Annotated in this window: 16 protein-coding genes and 1 rRNA gene; all 17 read right to left on the bottom strand. The window is 41.8% G+C overall.

Going from position 1 to position 17,769, the window contains the following annotated elements; translation table 11 throughout:
• A 16S ribosomal RNA gene (locus tag ACFRAK_RS22930) occupies positions 1-76 on the bottom strand; the annotation flags it as partial.
• A 422-nt stretch (positions 77-498) separates the two neighbouring features.
• Positions 499-1,992 (bottom strand): lysine--tRNA ligase, encoded by a 1,494-nt coding sequence (lysS, locus tag ACFRAK_RS22925; protein ID WP_387604890.1) that lies wholly within the window; start codon positions 1,990-1,992, stop codon positions 499-501.
• A 195-nt stretch (positions 1,993-2,187) separates the two neighbouring features.
• Complete coding sequence (dusB, locus tag ACFRAK_RS22920) at positions 2,188-3,186, bottom strand: tRNA dihydrouridine synthase DusB (RefSeq protein ID WP_260288354.1); 999 nt, start codon at positions 3,184-3,186, stop codon at positions 2,188-2,190.
• A gap of 23 nt (positions 3,187-3,209) precedes the next feature.
• A complete protein-coding gene (locus tag ACFRAK_RS22915; RefSeq protein ID WP_063235935.1) occupies positions 3,210-3,422 on the bottom strand; it encodes a helix-turn-helix domain-containing protein in 213 nt (70 codons plus the stop codon).
• Complete coding sequence (gene folK / locus ACFRAK_RS22910; protein ID WP_192207423.1) at positions 3,374-3,901, bottom strand: 2-amino-4-hydroxy-6-hydroxymethyldihydropteridine diphosphokinase; 528 nt, start codon at positions 3,899-3,901, stop codon at positions 3,374-3,376. The genes ACFRAK_RS22915 and folK overlap by 49 nt, the downstream gene beginning before the upstream one ends.
• A 2-nt stretch (positions 3,902-3,903) precedes the next feature.
• On the bottom strand, positions 3,904-4,263 hold the full coding sequence (gene folB / locus ACFRAK_RS22905) for a dihydroneopterin aldolase (protein WP_260288353.1): 360 nt from the start codon (positions 4,261-4,263) through the stop codon (positions 3,904-3,906).
• A 1-nt stretch (position 4,264) separates the two neighbouring features.
• Entirely contained in the window at positions 4,265-5,101 is an 837-nt protein-coding gene (gene folP / locus ACFRAK_RS22900) for a dihydropteroate synthase (RefSeq protein WP_387604896.1), read from the bottom strand.
• Positions 5,102-5,268: 167 nt separating this feature from the next.
• Positions 5,269-6,195: a cysteine synthase A gene (gene cysK, locus ACFRAK_RS22895; protein ID WP_387604898.1), complete on the bottom strand. Its 927-nt coding sequence runs from the start codon at positions 6,193-6,195 to the stop codon at positions 5,269-5,271.
• A gap of 129 nt (positions 6,196-6,324) precedes the next feature.
• Entirely contained in the window at positions 6,325-7,221 is an 897-nt protein-coding gene (locus ACFRAK_RS22890) for a peptidyl-prolyl cis-trans isomerase (protein ID WP_387706630.1), read from the bottom strand.
• Positions 7,222-7,239: 18 nt separating this feature from the next.
• A complete protein-coding gene (hslO, locus tag ACFRAK_RS22885) occupies positions 7,240-8,121 on the bottom strand; it encodes an Hsp33 family molecular chaperone HslO (protein ID WP_377401804.1) in 882 nt (293 codons plus the stop codon).
• Positions 8,122-8,148: 27 nt separating this feature from the next.
• Positions 8,149-8,928 carry a type III pantothenate kinase gene (locus tag ACFRAK_RS22880; protein ID WP_387604902.1) on the bottom strand — a complete coding sequence of 260 codons (780 nt, stop codon included), beginning with the start codon at positions 8,926-8,928 and terminating at the stop codon, positions 8,149-8,151.
• 167 nt (positions 8,929-9,095) lie between these two features.
• Positions 9,096-11,156 (bottom strand): ATP-dependent zinc metalloprotease FtsH, encoded by a 2,061-nt coding sequence (gene ftsH / locus ACFRAK_RS22875; protein ID WP_260288347.1) that lies wholly within the window; start codon positions 11,154-11,156, stop codon positions 9,096-9,098.
• A gap of 117 nt (positions 11,157-11,273) precedes the next feature.
• Positions 11,274-11,813, bottom strand: a complete 540-nt coding sequence (gene hpt, locus ACFRAK_RS22870; RefSeq protein ID WP_076373001.1) for a hypoxanthine phosphoribosyltransferase — start codon at positions 11,811-11,813, stop codon at positions 11,274-11,276.
• A gap of 32 nt (positions 11,814-11,845) precedes the next feature.
• Positions 11,846-13,240 carry a tRNA lysidine(34) synthetase TilS gene (tilS, locus tag ACFRAK_RS22865; RefSeq protein WP_387604903.1) on the bottom strand — a complete coding sequence of 465 codons (1,395 nt, stop codon included), beginning with the start codon at positions 13,238-13,240 and terminating at the stop codon, positions 11,846-11,848.
• Positions 13,241-13,333: 93 nt separating this feature from the next.
• Positions 13,334-14,332, bottom strand: a complete 999-nt coding sequence (locus tag ACFRAK_RS22860; protein WP_387604904.1) for a protein kinase domain-containing protein — start codon at positions 14,330-14,332, stop codon at positions 13,334-13,336.
• Positions 14,298-15,035, bottom strand: a complete 738-nt coding sequence (locus ACFRAK_RS22855; RefSeq protein ID WP_387604905.1) for a VWA domain-containing protein — start codon at positions 15,033-15,035, stop codon at positions 14,298-14,300. Before ACFRAK_RS22855 ends, ACFRAK_RS22860 begins: the two co-directional genes overlap by 35 nt.
• A gap of 190 nt (positions 15,036-15,225) precedes the next feature.
• The gene (spoIIE, locus tag ACFRAK_RS22850) at positions 15,226-17,700 is read right to left on the bottom strand and encodes a stage II sporulation protein E (RefSeq protein ID WP_260288345.1); all 2,475 of its coding nucleotides are present in this window, start codon (positions 17,698-17,700) and stop codon (positions 15,226-15,228) included.
• Positions 17,701-17,769: the final 69 nt, after the last annotated feature.

Below are 17,769 nucleotides of genomic sequence, written 5' to 3'. Positions count from 1 at the left end.
CGTCGATTCGCTCGACTTGCATGTATTAGGCACGCCGCCAGCGTTCGTCCTGAGCCAGGATCAAACTCTCCGAAGAAATGTTTGACTTGCTCATTTGCTTTTTTGATAGTGTGTGCTCACTTAAAATTTAACGTTGGCGCTTTGTTTTGTTCAGTTTTCAAAGAGCAATATCTTTCGAAACAGCTTATTTATAATAACATCTTCATTACCGTAAGTCAACAACTTTTTTAAAACTTTTTAAAAGTTTGTAATCTGTTTGCAACTCGTTCGTAACGACAGATATAAATATAACACCATTACGTTAACTGCGCAATACTTTTTTTAAAGTTTTTTGAGATAATGTTGTTTTTCTTTCAAGCCCTCGAATCCATTCTATTGAAGGAAATGAAATTATAATAAAAAAACAAAAACCGAATGGGACATACCAGGATCATGAGCTGCGCCCAATGATCCCGGCCATCCGAATTCGGCCTGCAATCAATATTCATTTTGCTTATATTAGCGATGTCTCATCAACGGGAATAACAGGACGTCACGTATAGATGGAGAATTGGTCAATAGCATAACCAAACGGTCAACACCAATTCCAAGTCCGCCAGTTGGCGGCATTCCATATTCTAACGCCTCCAAGAAATCTTCATCCATTTCATGGGCTTCATCATTACCTTGCTCCCGCTCTTTTAATTGAGCTTCAAAGCGTTGACGTTGATCAATAGGATCATTTAGCTCCGTGAAGGCATTTGCATGCTCCCTACCTACAATGAATAACTCAAAACGATCTGTGAAACGGGAATCTTCCGGATTTTTCTTTGCCAAAGGAGAGATTTCCACTGGATGGCCATAGATGAATGTAGGTTGAATCAACTTATCTTCTACCTTCTGTTCAAAGAATTCATTTACGATATGGCCGAACTCCATGGATTCCTTAACTTCAATCCCATTTTCTTTAGCAAGCTGCTGGGCTTCTTCTTTACTCATTTGAGTCCAGAAGTCCACACCAGTATATTCTTTTACAGCATCAACCATGTGAAGTCGTTTCCATTCCGGCTTTAACTCTATCTCATACTCCCCATACTGGATGGTAGTTGTCCCCAGAACTTCTTGAGCGATATGGGCAATCAGGTTTTCCGTTAAACTCATGATATCTTGGTAATCTGCATATGCCTCATATAATTCAATCAATGTGAATTCAGGATTGTGTCTTGTAGATACGCCTTCATTTCTGAAAACCCGGCCAATTTCATAAACTTTCTCCAATCCGCCGACGATTAAGCGTTTTAGATGAAGTTCGATGGCAATCCTTAAATTCAAAGGCATATCCAAGGCATTATGGTGAGTAAGGAAAGGGCGTGCTGCAGCTCCACCAGCAACAGAGTGCAGTAGAGGCGTTTCCACTTCAAGGTATCCGTGATCATCCAAATACCGTCTCATGGCTTGTACAATACGACTGCGCATGATCAATGTGTTTTTACTTTCCTCATTTGTAATTAAATCGACATAACGCTTCCGGTAACGCTCTTCAACATCCTTTAGGCCATGAAATTTATCAGGCAACGGGCGAAGCGCTTTAGCAAGGAACACATATTCTTTAGCTTTTATGGAAAGTTCCCCGACTTTCGTTTTGAAAATAACGCCAGTTATCCCTACGATATCGCCAAGATCCGTTTGGTTGAAAATTTGGTAAGAATCTTCTCCTATGTTATCTAAACGGACGTAGATTTGGATTTGGCCACTAATATCCTGGATATGGGCAAATCCCGCTTTCCCTTTTCCACGCTTCGTCATGACACGGCCAGCGATCGTAACTTCAATTTCTTTTTCTTCAAGATCTTCTTTTTCTAATTCACCATAAGCACTGACTATCTCCTCAGTGTTATGTGTGCGCTCGAATCTGCTCCCGAAAGGGTCTTGTCCATTATCCATCATGGCCTGCATTTTATCGCGCCTTACCTGCAGTTGGTCATTCAATTCTTCATGACTCACGAAAATCATCTCCATCTTTATTAATAAATGCAATTATATAATTAATCAGAAATTCTTTTGCATACATTTTTATTCTTACATAAAGTAAAGGAATTCAACAGCTTTTTATCTTAAAACATCGTTTATGTACATATAAAAACTGCCAGGATTACTGGCAGTTTAAGATAAGCGTATTATAGGAAAATAGGAAGGTAATGTCAAACATCAGACCATTTGGATATTCTGTTGCTTCGCTTCAATTTCATCAACGAGTCCATATAGAAGGCTAACAACATCTTCCCTTGTTTCACAAACATTAATCCCTTTACGTGCCTTAGCATTCCCTTTAACACCTTTTAAATACCAAGAAGCATGCTTGCGCATTTCACGAACAGCGACATTTTCATTTTTCAACGCGATTAGACGATCCATATGAAGCACGCAAACTTCCATCTTTTCACGAACAGAAGGTTCATCCATCAGTTGACCAGTTTCCAGATATTTCACAGTCCTGTAAATCATCCACGGGTTACCTAGAGCTGCACGGCCGATCATGACTCCATCAACACCCGTTTCCTTCAGCATTCTTTCCGCATCCTGTGGAGTTTCCACATCGCCGTTACCGATAAGTGGAATATTAATTGATTTCTTCACTTCACGGATGATGTCCCAGTTAGCTTTTCCTTCATACATTTGAACTCGTGTTCTGCCATGCATGGAAACAGCTTTGCCACCTCCGCGTTCAACAGCCTGGGCATTTTGAATCGCAAAAACGTGCTCATCATCCCAGCCTATGCGCATTTTCACCGTTACCGGCTTTTCAACAGCATCAACCACCGCTGAAACCATCTCATAAATTTTGTTTGGATCGAGAAGCCACTTTGCACCCGCATCACATTTAGTGATTTTAGGGACAGGGCAGCCCATGTTGATATCAATGATGTCAGCATTTGTATTTTTATCTACAAATTGTGCTGCTTCGACCAAAGATTTCTTTTCACCGCCAAAGATTTGCAGACTTAACGGCTTTTCTCTTTCATCTATATAAAGCATATTCATCGTTCTAGCATTTTGTAAAACGATTCCCTTGTCACTGACCATCTCCGCACAAACAAGGCCAGCACCAAATTCCTTGACGGTCAAGCGGAATGCCGAGTTACAGACTCCCGCCATCGGTGCTAGCACTACCGGATTCTTCATTTCTATATTGCCTATTTTTAACACGGTGTGCCTCCTATAACATTCTTTCATTTATCCTCTGGTGGCTGAAGCTCCTCAATGGAAACATGAAGTATTTCAGCCACTTCCAGTAAAAATGCTTCTGAAGGGTTGCGGTTCCCTCGTTCGACTTCTCCCAACAAGGAAACAGAAACGCCTATTTCTTTCGCAAATCCTTCCTGGGTATAACCCTTTAACTTTCGAAAAGCGCGAATACGCCTTCCCCATTTTTCACCTTCCATAATCGAACTCCTTCTTTATCCGAAATCTGTTCAAGCAGGTCGCTCAAAGGTGCATACATTTGCGGAAGTGATATATCAGGGTCCACTTCCATTAAAGGCACGATAACAAATGCCCTCTCGTGCATACGAGGGTGCGGGACTGAAAGAATCTCTGTCTCAATATTTTCATGATTATATAACAAAATGTCAAGGTCTAAAGTACGGGGACCCCACCTGATTTCCCTTTTTCTCCCTAATTCTTGTTCAATTTTCATACATGCGTGAAGTAATTTTTCCGGTTCTAAATCGGTCTTCACTTTTAGGACAGCATTTAAAAAACAGTCCTGATCTTCATATCCTATCGGGTCTGTTTCATATAAAGAAGAGCAGGCCACCAACTTGATATGCGGATTTTCAGACAATAACTGGAAAGCCCTTTGGAATGTTTCAAGGCGATCCCCTAAGTTCGAGCCTATTGAAAGGTAAGCAATATTTACCACAATCAGCGTCCCCTAACAATCTCTATAGCAACCGAGTCATAATGACCTGCTATTGGAGGATCTGGTTTATAAACCTTCACGGTGCATGTCTCGATAGAAGAATATTTAATAAGTAGTTCAGAGGCAATTTTTTCAGCAACAGCCTCCACTAACTTAAAAGGTTCTCCCTCGACAACACTTTTACACACTTCATATAACTCACCATAGTTGATTGAGTCTTCAAGGTTGTCACTCTTCCCAGCCTTGGTTAAATCAGTCTGGACAATCAAATCCACCTTAAACCGCTGACCAAGCTTCGTTTCTTCCGGAAAAACTCCATGATAACCGTAAAACTCCATTTTATTCACATATATCTTATCCATTTCATTCACCTTTCCCTAATAGAGCATCCATCATCTTTGCAGTCCGTGCCATTTCCTTCACATCATGTACACGAACCATTTGACAGCCTTGTTGAATGCCATGGCAGATCGTGGCGGCTGTTCCTTCCATCCGCTCATCAGGCGGCAGGTCCAGAACATGTCCAATCATGGACTTCCTTGATGTTGCTAGCAGTACAGGATAACCTAAAGATACCAGCTTATCAAGGTTCCTCATCATTTCCAAATTTAAATTTAAATCTTTCGCAAAGCCGATTCCCGGATCGAGAATGATGTTTTCATCCTTGACTCCCGCCTCCTTAACCAACATGATGCTTTCGAATAAATCCTGAAGTACATCCCGCACAAAATGTCCATAACTCATATTATCTCTGTTATGCATCAAGATAATAGGCACCTTATATTCCGCAGCAACCTTTGACATCAAGGAATCGGCCTTACCTCCCCAAATGTCATTTAATATATGGGCTCCTGCTTTTACAGCCGCTTCGGCTACTCTTGATTTATACGTATCGACCGATATTGGTACCTCAATATTACGGGATATGGCTTCAATAATCGGGGCGACTCTCTCTATTTCCTCTTCATCCGATATCCTCTCATAGTTAGGACGGGTGGACTCCCCGCCAACATCCAATAAATCAGCTCCGTCGTTGACCATCCGTTCGGCATGCTTCAAAGCGGCATCTATCCGATTATATTTCCCGCCATCCGAAAAGGAGTCCGGCGTAACATTCAAAATACCCATAATTAAGGTTCTATTACTGTAATCCAAATCAAATGAACCGCATTTTATTTTTGACGCTCCAGCTAATGACATCCAACGTTCTCCTTCGCCTTAAGAAATCTATATATACGAGTTTACCCATTTACATAGGCATAGTGCAAGTTCCATGAAGATTTGGGAAGCTTCTGCAGACTTTACTACAAAAAGAAAAGCAAAGCCCCTAAGGAAGGAACTTCGCTTCTAATTTTTAGTGTCTCGTCTTACTCAAAGTTATATAATGGCGTACTTAAGTAGCGTTCACCATTACTTGGTATGATAGCTAGTACCTTTTTGCCTTTCCCCAGCTTGTCAGCCACTTTAATGGCAGCTGCAATTGCGCCACCAGAAGAAATTCCACCAAGGATTCCTTCCTCTTTAGCCGCACGGCGGGCATAATCAAACGATTCCTCTGTATTGACTTGAATGATTTCGTCATAGAGATCAGTATTCAAAATACTTGGGACGAAGCCTGCACCGATTCCTTGGATTTTATGAGGTCCTGGAGCCCCACCCGATAATACCGGAGAGTCCGCAGGCTCAACAGCAAAAATCTTAATGTTAGGGTATTTTTCACGCAGGACTTCACCAGCACCTGTTATCGTTCCGCCAGTACCGATTCCGGCAACGAATGCATCCAGACCTTCATCACCAAAGGCTTCAACGATTTCAGGTCCTGTAGTGTTCCGATGAACTTCAGGGTTGGCTACATTCTCGAATTGCTGTGGAATGAAGTAACCTTTTTCTTTAGACAGCTCAGTCGCCTTTGAAATTGCACCCTTCATTCCTTCAGGTCCAGGAGTAAGGACTAATTCTGCACCATAAGCACGAAGCAAGTTACGGCGTTCCAAACTCATCGTCTCCGGCATAACCAGAATTGATTTATAGCCCTTTGCCGCAGCTACCATCGCAAGTCCTATTCCAGTGTTTCCGCTTGTAGGTTCAATGATCGTATCACCTGGCTTAAGGGTACCATTTTTTTCTGCCGCTTCGATCATCGCAAGGGCGATACGGTCTTTTACACTACTGCCTGGGTTAAAATACTCAAGTTTCAGATAGATATCTGCACTGTTTTCATTTTGAAGCTTGTTTAACTTCACAATAGGTGTTTGTCCAATTAAATCGATTACAGAATTAGCTATACGTGCCATTTTCTCCACTCCTTATCATTTTAATACCGAGTATGTTTATTGGTTTTATAAATTTAAAGTTACCAGTTTTTATAGTTCATTGTCAATGATTATATACTATATTCTAAATTTTCTCACACAACCATCGACCTACTTTTGTTCTTTCGATCCATAAAACCACTCTACATCAAATTCGTCCCAGAAAATTTTCCCTGAGACCGGTGCCTGAATCTGTTCAAGAGCTATTTGGCGTTGAATCTTGTCTTTAACCTCATCATATTCATACTGCTTGCCCTTTATTCTTTCATGCAGATAGATAATGGCCCAGCCTTCTTCCGTTTGAATCGGATCACTCCACTTTTTCACCTTCAAATTCTCGGCAGCAGTAATGTATTCCTTGGAGACTTTCTCGTTATCCTGGGATATATAACCCATGTCGCCACCTTGGTTGGCAGTGAATTCATCAAGGGACTTTTCCATCGCTAAGACATCAAAGGGGACGCCTTTCTCCAGTTCACGTACGATTTGGTCCGCTTGCTTTTTTGTAGAAGAGGTAATATGGGAAATATGGAAAGCAGTAGGGATTCTGTAGATATCCTTATTATTATCATAATGATTCCGCATTGCCGTTTCGGAGACCGAAACGTCCTTGGTGAGGAGCTTCTCGAGGAGGAGACTCGATTGAATTTCCTGCCTCAGTTGCTCGTTACTTTTATTAAGGTTCTGACCGGCAGTCCCATACATCGTTTTCATCATTTTAAGTTCCCGATCAAGCTCTTCATCCGAAATTTCCACTTTATATTTTTCAGCTGCCTGTTTCACGACCTCTTTATCGACCATTTCCTCAAGTACATCTTCCCCATATCTTTTTTCGAGCTCATTAATCCATGCGTCCCGGGAAATATCCTTGGATCCAACCTTTGCGGCCGTTTCTTCCCCGATGACGGATTTTGAAATGATCAGTGGTTTTATGACAAAGATAATGATAGTCAATAGGTTCAACAAGGCAAGGGCAGCAATAATCGCCCGAAGCTTTTGTTTTGGCAAACCCTTATCCCCCGTATATTATTTTTTGGTTTCCGCTTCTAGTTCCTCGAGTTCTTCCTTCGAGAATTGGTAGGTCTGATTACAAAAATGACAATGTGCTTCCGCTTGTCCATCTGTATCAATGATATCCCGAATTTCAGCTTGCCCTAGGCTAATCAATGCATTTGCAATTCTTTCCTTAGAACATTGACAGGAGAATTGGACATCCATTTTTTCTAGTATATTCACATTGCCCTCACCTAAAATCTCGGTTAGGATTTCTTCAGGAGTCATGCCGCTCTGAATCATCTTAGAAACAGGAGTTATCGTGCTTAGTCGATTTTCGATTTTTGAAATCGTATCTTCGGATGTACCCGGCATCAACTGGATGATGAATCCACCCGCTGCAAGGATTGAATTATCCGGATTGACCAGGACCCCAACCCCCACAGATGAAGGCACCTGTTCGGAAGTAACAAAGTAATATGTGAAATCTTCACCTAATTCTCCCGATACAATCGGTACCTGACCTGAAAAGTAATCACGAAGACCGATATCTTTGACAACAGTCAACAATCCATCGGTTCCTACCGCTTTCCTTACATCAAGCTTTCCTTGCTCATTCAAATCAAAGTGAGTTTGCGGGTGAGTGACATATCCGCGGACTTCTCCCTTTGCATTGCTGTCGACCAGGATGGAACCGATCGGTCCTCCGCCTTCGATTTTAATCGTCAGCTTTTCTTCACCTTTTAACATTCCGCCCATCATGACGCCTGCCGTCATCGCCCGTCCAAGGGCAGCTGAAGCAGTAGGCCATGTATAATGGCGCCGCTGAGCTTCTCCTACCGTGTCTGTTGTTGAAACAGCATATGCCCGAACCTGTCCCTCATAACCTAACGCCTTTATTAGATAATCTTTCATTTATTTTTGCTCCTTCCATGCTTTGTGTTACTTCTTCACTTGCTCACGATTACGTTTATAAATCAACTGCAGCCCCTTCAAGGTCAAAAATGGCTCCACTACGTCAATCACAGTAGACTCATTGGCAATTAAGGTAGCCAATCCACCAGTTGCTATTACCGTTGGTTCTAGATTACTTTGCTCCTTAATTCGATTAACGATTCCTTCTACCTGTCCAACATACCCATACAAAATACCAGCCTGCATGGCGGACACCGTATTTTTCCCAATAATCCCTTCTGGCCGGCTGATTTCTATTCTTGGAAGTTTGGCCGCCTTTGAATAAAGTGCTTCAGTAGAAATATTTATACCCGGGGCAATGGCTCCGCCCATGTATTGTTTATCCTCATTTATATAGCAATATGTAGTTGCCGTGCCAAAGTCCACGATAATGAGAGGGCTTCCATATTCCTGAATGCCTGCAACAGCATTAACGATTCGGTCCGCACCCACCTCACGCGGATTTTCGTATTTAATATTCAATCCAGTTTTTATTCCAGGTCCAACTATAAGCGGTTTTATACCAAAGTATTTTTTGCACATTCGTTCAAGCGCAAACATAATTGGCGGAACTACCGAAGAAATGATGATTCCATCAAATTGATCAAACGAAAGACCTTCATGTTGCAGCAAAGACTTTATGATCATTCCATACTCATCTTCTGTCTTGTGACGGCTAGTCTCAATTCGCCAATGATATTTTAAAATATCTTCATCGTATACGCCTAGTACAGTATTCGTATTCCCAACATCCAATACAAAAATCATCGTTTCATCACTCCGGTAAATTATTCTCCAACATCATACCACACTGTTATTTACCACGCTATTAGTCGCACTTTTCGAAAGGTAACCCAGAAACTTCATCATAATTAATTCAAGAGTGAAGAAAAGGGTATTTCCGAGGCGGAAATACCCTTTTGAATTCAGTCAACTTAAGACTTTTTATTGTCATCTTCGTTCGGGAAGGAAAGCGGCTGATCTTGAGGCGCACCTTCTTTGATTGGAGGAGTATTCAATCCTTCCTCCGTTATTTCAAGGTCCTCAGGTCCTCTCTTATCCAATGGATCTAACAGGGCCTCTTTTTCTTCCTTCTTCGTATTGATGTTCACCTTGACATTCTCATCAGTGGTTAAATTCCCATTAAGGGCTGTATAATCCCGTTCTGGCAATTTACCATTATGGAATAAACCTTTGATCTGTTCAGCATCAAGCGTTTCCACATCAAGCAAGGTTTTTGCGACCAAATCAAGTTTTTCACGATTTTCAGTAAGAATCGTCTTACATCTTTCGTAAGCTTCCTTGATGATACGTTGGATTTCAAGATCAATTTCATATGCTATTGCATCTGAATAGTTTTGATCATTGTTGAAATCTCGGCCTAGGAAGACCTGACCTTGTGAATTACCGAATTGAAGCGGTCCAAGTTTACTCATGCCATATTCCATAACCATGCTCCGAGCTATGCCCGTTGCACGTTGGAAATCGTTATGAGCACCGGTACTCACTTCTCCGAATGTGACTTCTTCGGCTACACGGCCACCCAATAGCCCTACGATTTTATCTTTAAGCTCAGGTTCCGTCATGAAGAAACGATCCTCTTTCGGCAGCATAACTGCATAACCGCCAGCTTGACCACGAGGGACAATCGTAACCTTATGAACGACTTCGGCATCATCCAGAACCAATCCAATAATGGTATGGCCTGCTTCATGCCACGCTACGATATTTCTTTCCTTTTTGGAAATGACACGGGTTTTCTTGGCAGGTCCAGCGATAACGCGATCCGATGCTTCATCCAAATCGGACATGTCGATCTTCTTCTTATCTTGACGGGCAGCCACAAGCGCAGCTTCATTCAATAAGTTTTCAAGATCCGCACCAGAAAATCCTGGAGTACGCTGAGCGATCGCTTTCAAATCGACTGTTTCTGCTAATGGTTTATTGCGTGCATGCACTTTCAGAACTTCTTCACGGCCCTTAACATCAGGGCGCCCTACCGTTATTTGACGGTCAAAACGTCCTGGACGCAGTAATGCCGGATCCAATACATCAGCACGGTTAGTCGCAGCGATGATTATGATTCCTTCATTACCACCGAAACCATCCATTTCCACCAGAAGTTGGTTCAATGTCTGTTCGCGTTCATCGTGACCGCCGCCAAGACCTGCGCCACGTTGACGTCCGACTGCATCAATTTCATCGATAAAGATGATACATGGTGCATTCTTCTTAGCATTTTCAAACAAATCACGAACACGGGATGCACCGACACCCACAAACATTTCAACAAAATCAGAACCACTGATTGAGAAGAAAGGAGTTCCGGCTTCACCAGCCACTGCTCGTGCAAGTAAAGTTTTACCTGTACCAGGAGGCCCAACTAAAAGTACCCCTTTAGGAATACGGGCTCCAAGCTCGGCAAATTTTCGAGGGTCTTTCAAGAATTCAACAACCTCGACAAGTTCCTGCTTTTCTTCGTCCGCCCCGGCAACATCGTTGAAGCGTACTTTTTTCTTATCATCATTATACAATTTCGCCTTACTTTTCCCGAAGTTCATGACACGGCCACCACCGCCGCCCTGAGCTTGGTTAAGTAAAAAGAAGAAGAGAATAAAAATGATTACAAATGGAATGATGGAAGTGAAAAATGTCACCCAGCCACTTGTTTTTTCTGGAGGTTCAACAGTGATGATGTCCTTACCCAACTTGGTTACGGCATCATTGATTCTGCTCTGAGAATATTCACTGAAAGGCACGTACGTCACAAAGAATTTATTTTCCTCATAACCTTTGAGCTTTCCTGTGATTTCAAATACACTGCTTTCGGGCTGCATCGTCAGTGCAGTAACATCCCCATTCTCCAAATGCTTATAGAATTCATCTTGGGTCATTTTCTCCGTTGGTTCATTGTTATTATTAAAAATGCTTACAATCCCAATGATGACCAAAAAGATCAGTAAATAAAATATGGTATTACGGAAGATCCGATTCATCCCTTACCTCCTCCCACGGGTAAACAAACTATAGTAAATACTATCATACAAAATTAATGAATTACAATAATTTAACACCGCTGTTTTTATCTGGTCTTCTCTTTCAAACAAGTACGATTAATTCGAGTAAATTTCAGGCTTCAATATGCCAATATACGGGAGATTACGATACTTTTCCGCAAAATCAAGACCATATCCGACAACAAATGCATCCGGAACGATGAACCCGGCATAATCCGGAGTGATATCCGCTTTCCTGCCTGTTGGTTTATCCAATAATGTAACGATTTTAATTGATTTTGCTTTTCGATAACGGAAAAGTTCCGCAAGATAGCTAAGAGTCAAACCGCTGTCGATAATATCTTCGATGATCAAAATATCCCGGCCTTCAACCGATGTATCAAGATCTTTGATGATTTTCACTTCACCGGAAGATACAGTGGAGTTACCATAGCTTGAAACATCCATAAAGTCCATTTCAAGATGTGTATCCACACGTTTCAGTAAATCTGACATAAATGGCATGGCGCCTTTCAGCACTCCGATTGCCAACGGGAACTTACCTTGGTAATCAGCTTCAAGCTGCGCACCCAATTCCCTGATTTTTTTTTGAAGTTCTTCCTCTGATATTAAAACCTTTTCAATGTCGTTTTGCATGGTCATTGTAATTTATTGCCCCCCAAGAAGAATTAAGCTTTTTTATATTCTAAGTAGATTAAAGATTTTTCATCAGAAATTATATCCGGCTCAATATTCGATTTCTTTAAACCAGGTAGCCAAATGGCCATTCCCGTTTGATCGATGATGACCGGCCACACATTTCTTTCTAGCATCGGGATCTTTTCATTAATGAAAATATCCTTTAACTTTTTAGTTCCACCCAATCCCTTGACGGCCATCCGTTCGCCTTCATTCCTGGTCCGGACTGTAAGAGGAAACTGAACAGCTGATTCGGGAAGAATAAAAGAATGATTTCCTCTAAGTACCGGAATTTCTTCTTTTATATAGTGCGCTTTAATCTTATATCCATTCGGAAGAATAGTCTCACCGGGAATTTGTAATTTAAGGGAATATTTAAGGCTTTTTTGCCGAAAAAATCTAAAAGTGCAAGCTTGATATGATTTTTCCGCAATAAGGCCCTCCGGAAGATGCAATTCTGCAGATGGTTGAGGATTTAAAAACAAAACTAAAAGTTGGTCAATATGTAATGCCGAAAGCGATGAAGGTCTCTCCAAATAAAGATAGTTTAATATTAGTTGAATCGCCCTTCTTTGTAAAGGTTTAGGCATCGCTAGAACCTTATCAATCTGAATAACCGCTTGATCTTTATCCTGTTGGATCCAAACCTCGGACATTTTGCTTGAAACCATGTTCAAAAAAAACTCTTCATCTTCATAAAGCTCTTCACTGAATCGTTGAAAATGCTCATGAACCTTTCTATTTTCCTTCTTTAAAAATGGAAGGACTTCATGTCTAAAACGATTTCTTGCATAGGCACCCGTTTCATTGCTCGGATCAAACCTTGGTTCAATATTATGAAGGACCGCATATTCGATTATTTGGCTTTTCGTAATTTCAAGAAAAGGCCTGACCAGATTCCCGGTATGGAACCGTCTTTTTATGGGAATACCAGCTCTCGCCTTACCTGTCGCCCCTCTTGTTAAACGCATGAGCATCGTTTCTATTTGGTCATCTCCATGATGCCCCAGTACAAGCGTGGAGGCTTGATGTTTATCCATCATTTCCTCATAGAAAGCAAAACGCGACTTTCTTGACGTTACTTGTGAACTTTCCCCCATCTGCTCCATCCGGGCAGGAACATCGATCCTTTTTCCCTCGAATGTAATGCCCCACCGTTTACATATATGCTCGACATATTTGTAATCCTCATAGGATTCTTCACCTCGAAACATATGGTCAACACTTGCAACGATCATCTCGTAATGAAAAAGAGGTTGAATTTCCTTAAGGATATGGAGAAGCACCAATGAGTCCGGTCCTCCGGAAACGCCTATTAGCAACTTCGAGTGTTCCTTAATCAATTCATTTCTATAAATGGTACTCAGAACTTTTTCCTTTAACATACAATCTTCCTTCTTTATGAACAGGCATTAGTTTTATACGATTCAATCATGAAATGGTTTCAACTATTCCATGGCATTCACATAATAACTATATCATAACAACTGTTCATATATGTATAGAACATAGAGCATCGATATGATGGCAACCAGCAAAAAAGTTTCAAAAAAACCGCCACTTTTCTTTTTTGAATGGTTTTGGGACCTTCTTGCTTGTCTCGTTGCAGGTTGTATTGTATGCGGCTGACCCGCCGCTGCCTGAGTCAGGCCCTTTTTCTTCGAATGATTTCGCTTACTTAGAACCATGACCAAATCCTCCCGCATTTGGAGGGCTGAATCATACTGCCCGCGGAGTGCTTTATCCAGCAGCTTTCTATATGGGTGCAATTCCTTTTTCTGCTTAATCAGGTCGTTAAGCTGTCTATACCCCTCCCCTTTCTTATGGAAACGTCCAGGGTAGGCTGAATTGATAATAATCATCGCAACAGCGAACAAGTCATATTGCGGATCAGCCTTTCTTGATCCAAGTCCCCAGTAACCCCTGTCAAAGAACTCAGTGAATTCTTTAACAGATCGCCCGATTAAGGTGGTTCCGCCAACATCCACGCACCGTACCTTATAGGCTGGTGAAGTCACGATTAAATTCTCAGGTTTTAAATCCCCGAATACCCATCCATTGGCATGCAAGGCAGACAAGCTTGTTAAAAGCTGAAGCATCAAGACTCCAATCCATGATGAACCTTTTTTATCGATGAAACGCAAAAAATCGTGTCCGTGGATATATTCCATGACATAAAAAGGGAGCTGCTTTCCTGTTTTCATGAAATCATCCGCTTCCAAAAAGGAAGGTCCAAGGGTAGACCCCTGGACCTTTGAAAAGGATTTTAGGATATTCATCTCCGAAATAATGGACGTCCCATTATCACTGAGCTTTAAAGCATAATGACGATTTCCGCTTTCAACCAAATAGACGATCCCGTTCGCTCCACACCCCAATTCCTTAATGATTTTGTACTGATTTTTATTCCATTTTCCAGTGACTACACTGCCAGGCAGGAGTTTACATTGATTCCTCAAAGTATTGTTCATCATCATGTGATAACAATCCCCTCAATGAACGTTTTTTATTGAAATATGTCAAAGCTTCACGAATGGCCGGACCAGTCGGAGTGAGTCCCCCTGTGCTAAGCTTAGGAAAAGTTGCCGTCAAGGCTTCAAGGTTCGGGGTCCAATCCAGCAGCTTTTCAACATCATTTCTTTTCCCAGGAAATACGAATACGGAAAAACGGCTGTCACCCATTCTTGCATTCATACTAAGGGAAAGATCTAATAAAGAATCTTTTACTGTAGGCAGTTTATGTTTCATGCTTGCACTTGTATCAACAAGAATCAATACTTCGAGCTTGCTTGTTTCCCCAAGCTCATCAACCACCTCCATCACTTCTCCTCGTTTATCGGGCGGAAGATCGTCCATCGTTTTTGAATCTCCAAGTATTTGTTGAAGTTCACGATTGATAACGCCCTGTATAGTTTGAGTCATTGCCTTTTGGGTCACCATTTGGACGGTTTGGGACAACTGCTGAGCATAGACTATTTGACTTACGCCACCTCCGGAACCAGCAATCTTCTCAATTTCCTTAAGCCCCTTTTCATCTATCACATCATTTTCCATGACACCTATGACATTGATGGTTATGCCTTGCTCCCTTGCCAATTCAGCCATGGCAGAAGGTTCCTCACCATGATTTGAACATCCGTCGGTTATAAGCAAAATCTGTCTTAATGTTCCTGCTTTCATGTTTTGCTCTCCCTTCCTATCAATTTGTTACCATAATTGACTAAAAAGGGGGAAATTATACGCCAAAGACATCTCATCAAGTCACATCACGGAGTGAAGGGATTGAAAAGAGTGCAACCCTTACCTTTTATCCGTCTTCCATTTCTCCACCTCATTTTGGTTTTTTTCATTTTATTTATATAAACGGCCCCTACTGTGCCTTTTTACGTTTTGGAGAAACGGGAATGGACGCCCATTTCGGTGTGTTATGCTTTATTTTCGATGTAACCACTGTCATATCATCATCTATGATCCCTTTAGTTCGGATGACTTCTTCCAATATTAAATCAGAGATTTCCTGCGGGTCGTCTGTTTCCATTTCCTTGATTTTTCGTTTAAGCCAGAACTCGATATTTTCGACATGTGAGGGGCCATCGAACACTCCATCGCTCATCATGATTAATATGTCCCCTGCCTTCAGCTCTTCTGATACAACATCAACATCGAAATCCTGGATGATTCCCATAGGAAGGTTACTTGATTCGATTTTTATTATCCTATCCCCCCTTTTAATGAAACTCGGTATCGAACAGATTTTTAAAAACTTAGCCCTTGCGTCCTGAAGATCAATCATTGCCAAATCAAGAGTCGAAAATATTTCATCGGTAGTGCGTAGAGATAATACGGAGTTTACGGATTTAATGGCTATTTTTTCTTCTATTCCCGATTGTAAAAATTTTTGTAGAAGCTTCAATGTCTCTGTACTTTCAAAATGGGCCCTTTCCCCATTTCCCATTCCATCACTGATGGCTATCGCGAATTTGCCGCAGCCAATTTCCATTGTCGTATAACTGTCTCCTGATACAAGCCCTCCCCCCTTGGCAGCATGAGCCACACCCGTTTCGACCGTGAATTTTTTTGCTGACCTAAATATCACCTCACATTGCCCGTTTGGATATGTTGCACACTCTTCTGAATGAACGACTATCGTTTCCCCTAAAATGTCAGAAAGCATGGGTGCAATCAACTTTTCACATTCCCCTCTGCCCTGGCAGTATGGGACACTCATCTCTATATCAACATTTCCTTGTTCTAGACTGTATATTTCAACATGGCCTATGTGCAGGCCAAAATCCTGGATGGCTTCCAAAATGGATTCTTCATGTACATGATGATTCTTCCTTTCCCTTTGAATTTCTTTCGCAAAGTCATCCATTACTGCCGAAACGCCCCTCAGTTGATCCGCCACCAGTTTCCGGCTTTCCTTCACCTGCCTTTTTAATTTTTGGTTAGCTTCAAAATAAGTAAGTTCCTGTGCTATCGCCCCAATGACCTGAGGCCCGCGGCTACAATATTTCCCCCACTCTTTCGAAGTTTTTTGGGGGAGCTGGCCATTATTTTCACTTAATTGAAGCATAATTTCCTGCATGCCGTCATAGGTTGTATTAAAGTTCTTGGACCAGCATTGTTCCTTCTTAAAACAAAGCTGGCACGTCTTTTCCGTTACATTACTTAAGAAGTAGTCGAATTCTTTCTCATCTTCCTCCAATCTCCCCCTTTCATCCACTTGGGAAAAGCTATTTGAGAGCGCCTCAAATACATGTGAGAATTGCTCCACCCTTTGAGCGGTGACATCCCTCACTTTTCGGGCATACTGCTGCTGCTCATCAGAATTCTCGACTGTTCCCGGTATATGTTTCGCTATTTTGTTGATTATGGATGACGGCGTCAATATAAACAGGGCCACAGCTATAAGTGATTCATAAAGGGTCACCATAATATTATTGGTGCCCTCACCATATAAACCTATCAGTAATGTAGCAATCAAGAGGCCGCTAGCAACCCCTATCTTCCTTCCCTCCTTCAATAAGCCTCCCAGGAGCCCTGAAAATGCGAGAAGGCTCATTTGATAAAGACTTGCAATACTTGCCAAGCTGAATATCAATCCAGTAACTACACCTACAGTGGAGCCTATGGCGGCCCCTCCTGCCAGCCCGAAGAGGAGGACCAGGTATCGCGAGAATATATGGTCGAGTGATAAATCGTAGATCATCCAGCCGATGGTTCCGGTCATCACCGAAGCCAGCAGGATGATGATGCTGACGATTTCCTCCGTCTTTAATGATTGGGACTTTGTCCGAACGGTCAGCATCGGGATGGATTGTATGAAGATTAAGGTTAAAATCATTGCGAGTCCCGCCTCTACCCCTATCATCATTAAGTCATACAGCTGAATCGTTCGAAATACCAGATATTGCTCCGCCAGGTTGACCAGGAATAGTGAAGCAAAGACGTACATCGACATGGTCTTGAATTGTCCTTCCACGGCGGGCTTCTTGATTTTATGAAATAACAGGAGCAGGAACGCCGATGCAAAGATGACTAAACTATTCGAATAGTGAACGGTCAGCCCACCTGCAATCAATCCGAATAAAGCCAGCGGAGCCCTATCACGTCTCATGAGAAAAACAGCTGCGAAAAACGGAAGTCCAAATGGTGCAAGCTGCGAAAGAATCAAAGCCCGTCCTAATAAAAAACCGATAATTGCTAAAGAGATACCTTTTTTTATGAATATGTCTTCCGACTTCATTTGCAGTTGTTGGATCCAATTGATGGCCCCTGCCTTCGCTTCTTTTAATTGAACATCTCCAAGAGGTTCCATCATAGGTCTTTCTACTTTTTCCATTTCAACACCCCATTCGTATTAGTGGTTTTTATTATATAGAGGGCTTGTCTATTTTTTTGTCAGAATTTT

The sequence above is a fragment of the Peribacillus sp. NPDC056705 genome (assembly GCF_043656335.1).
This window is presented reverse-complemented; position numbering and strand designations above follow the sequence as displayed.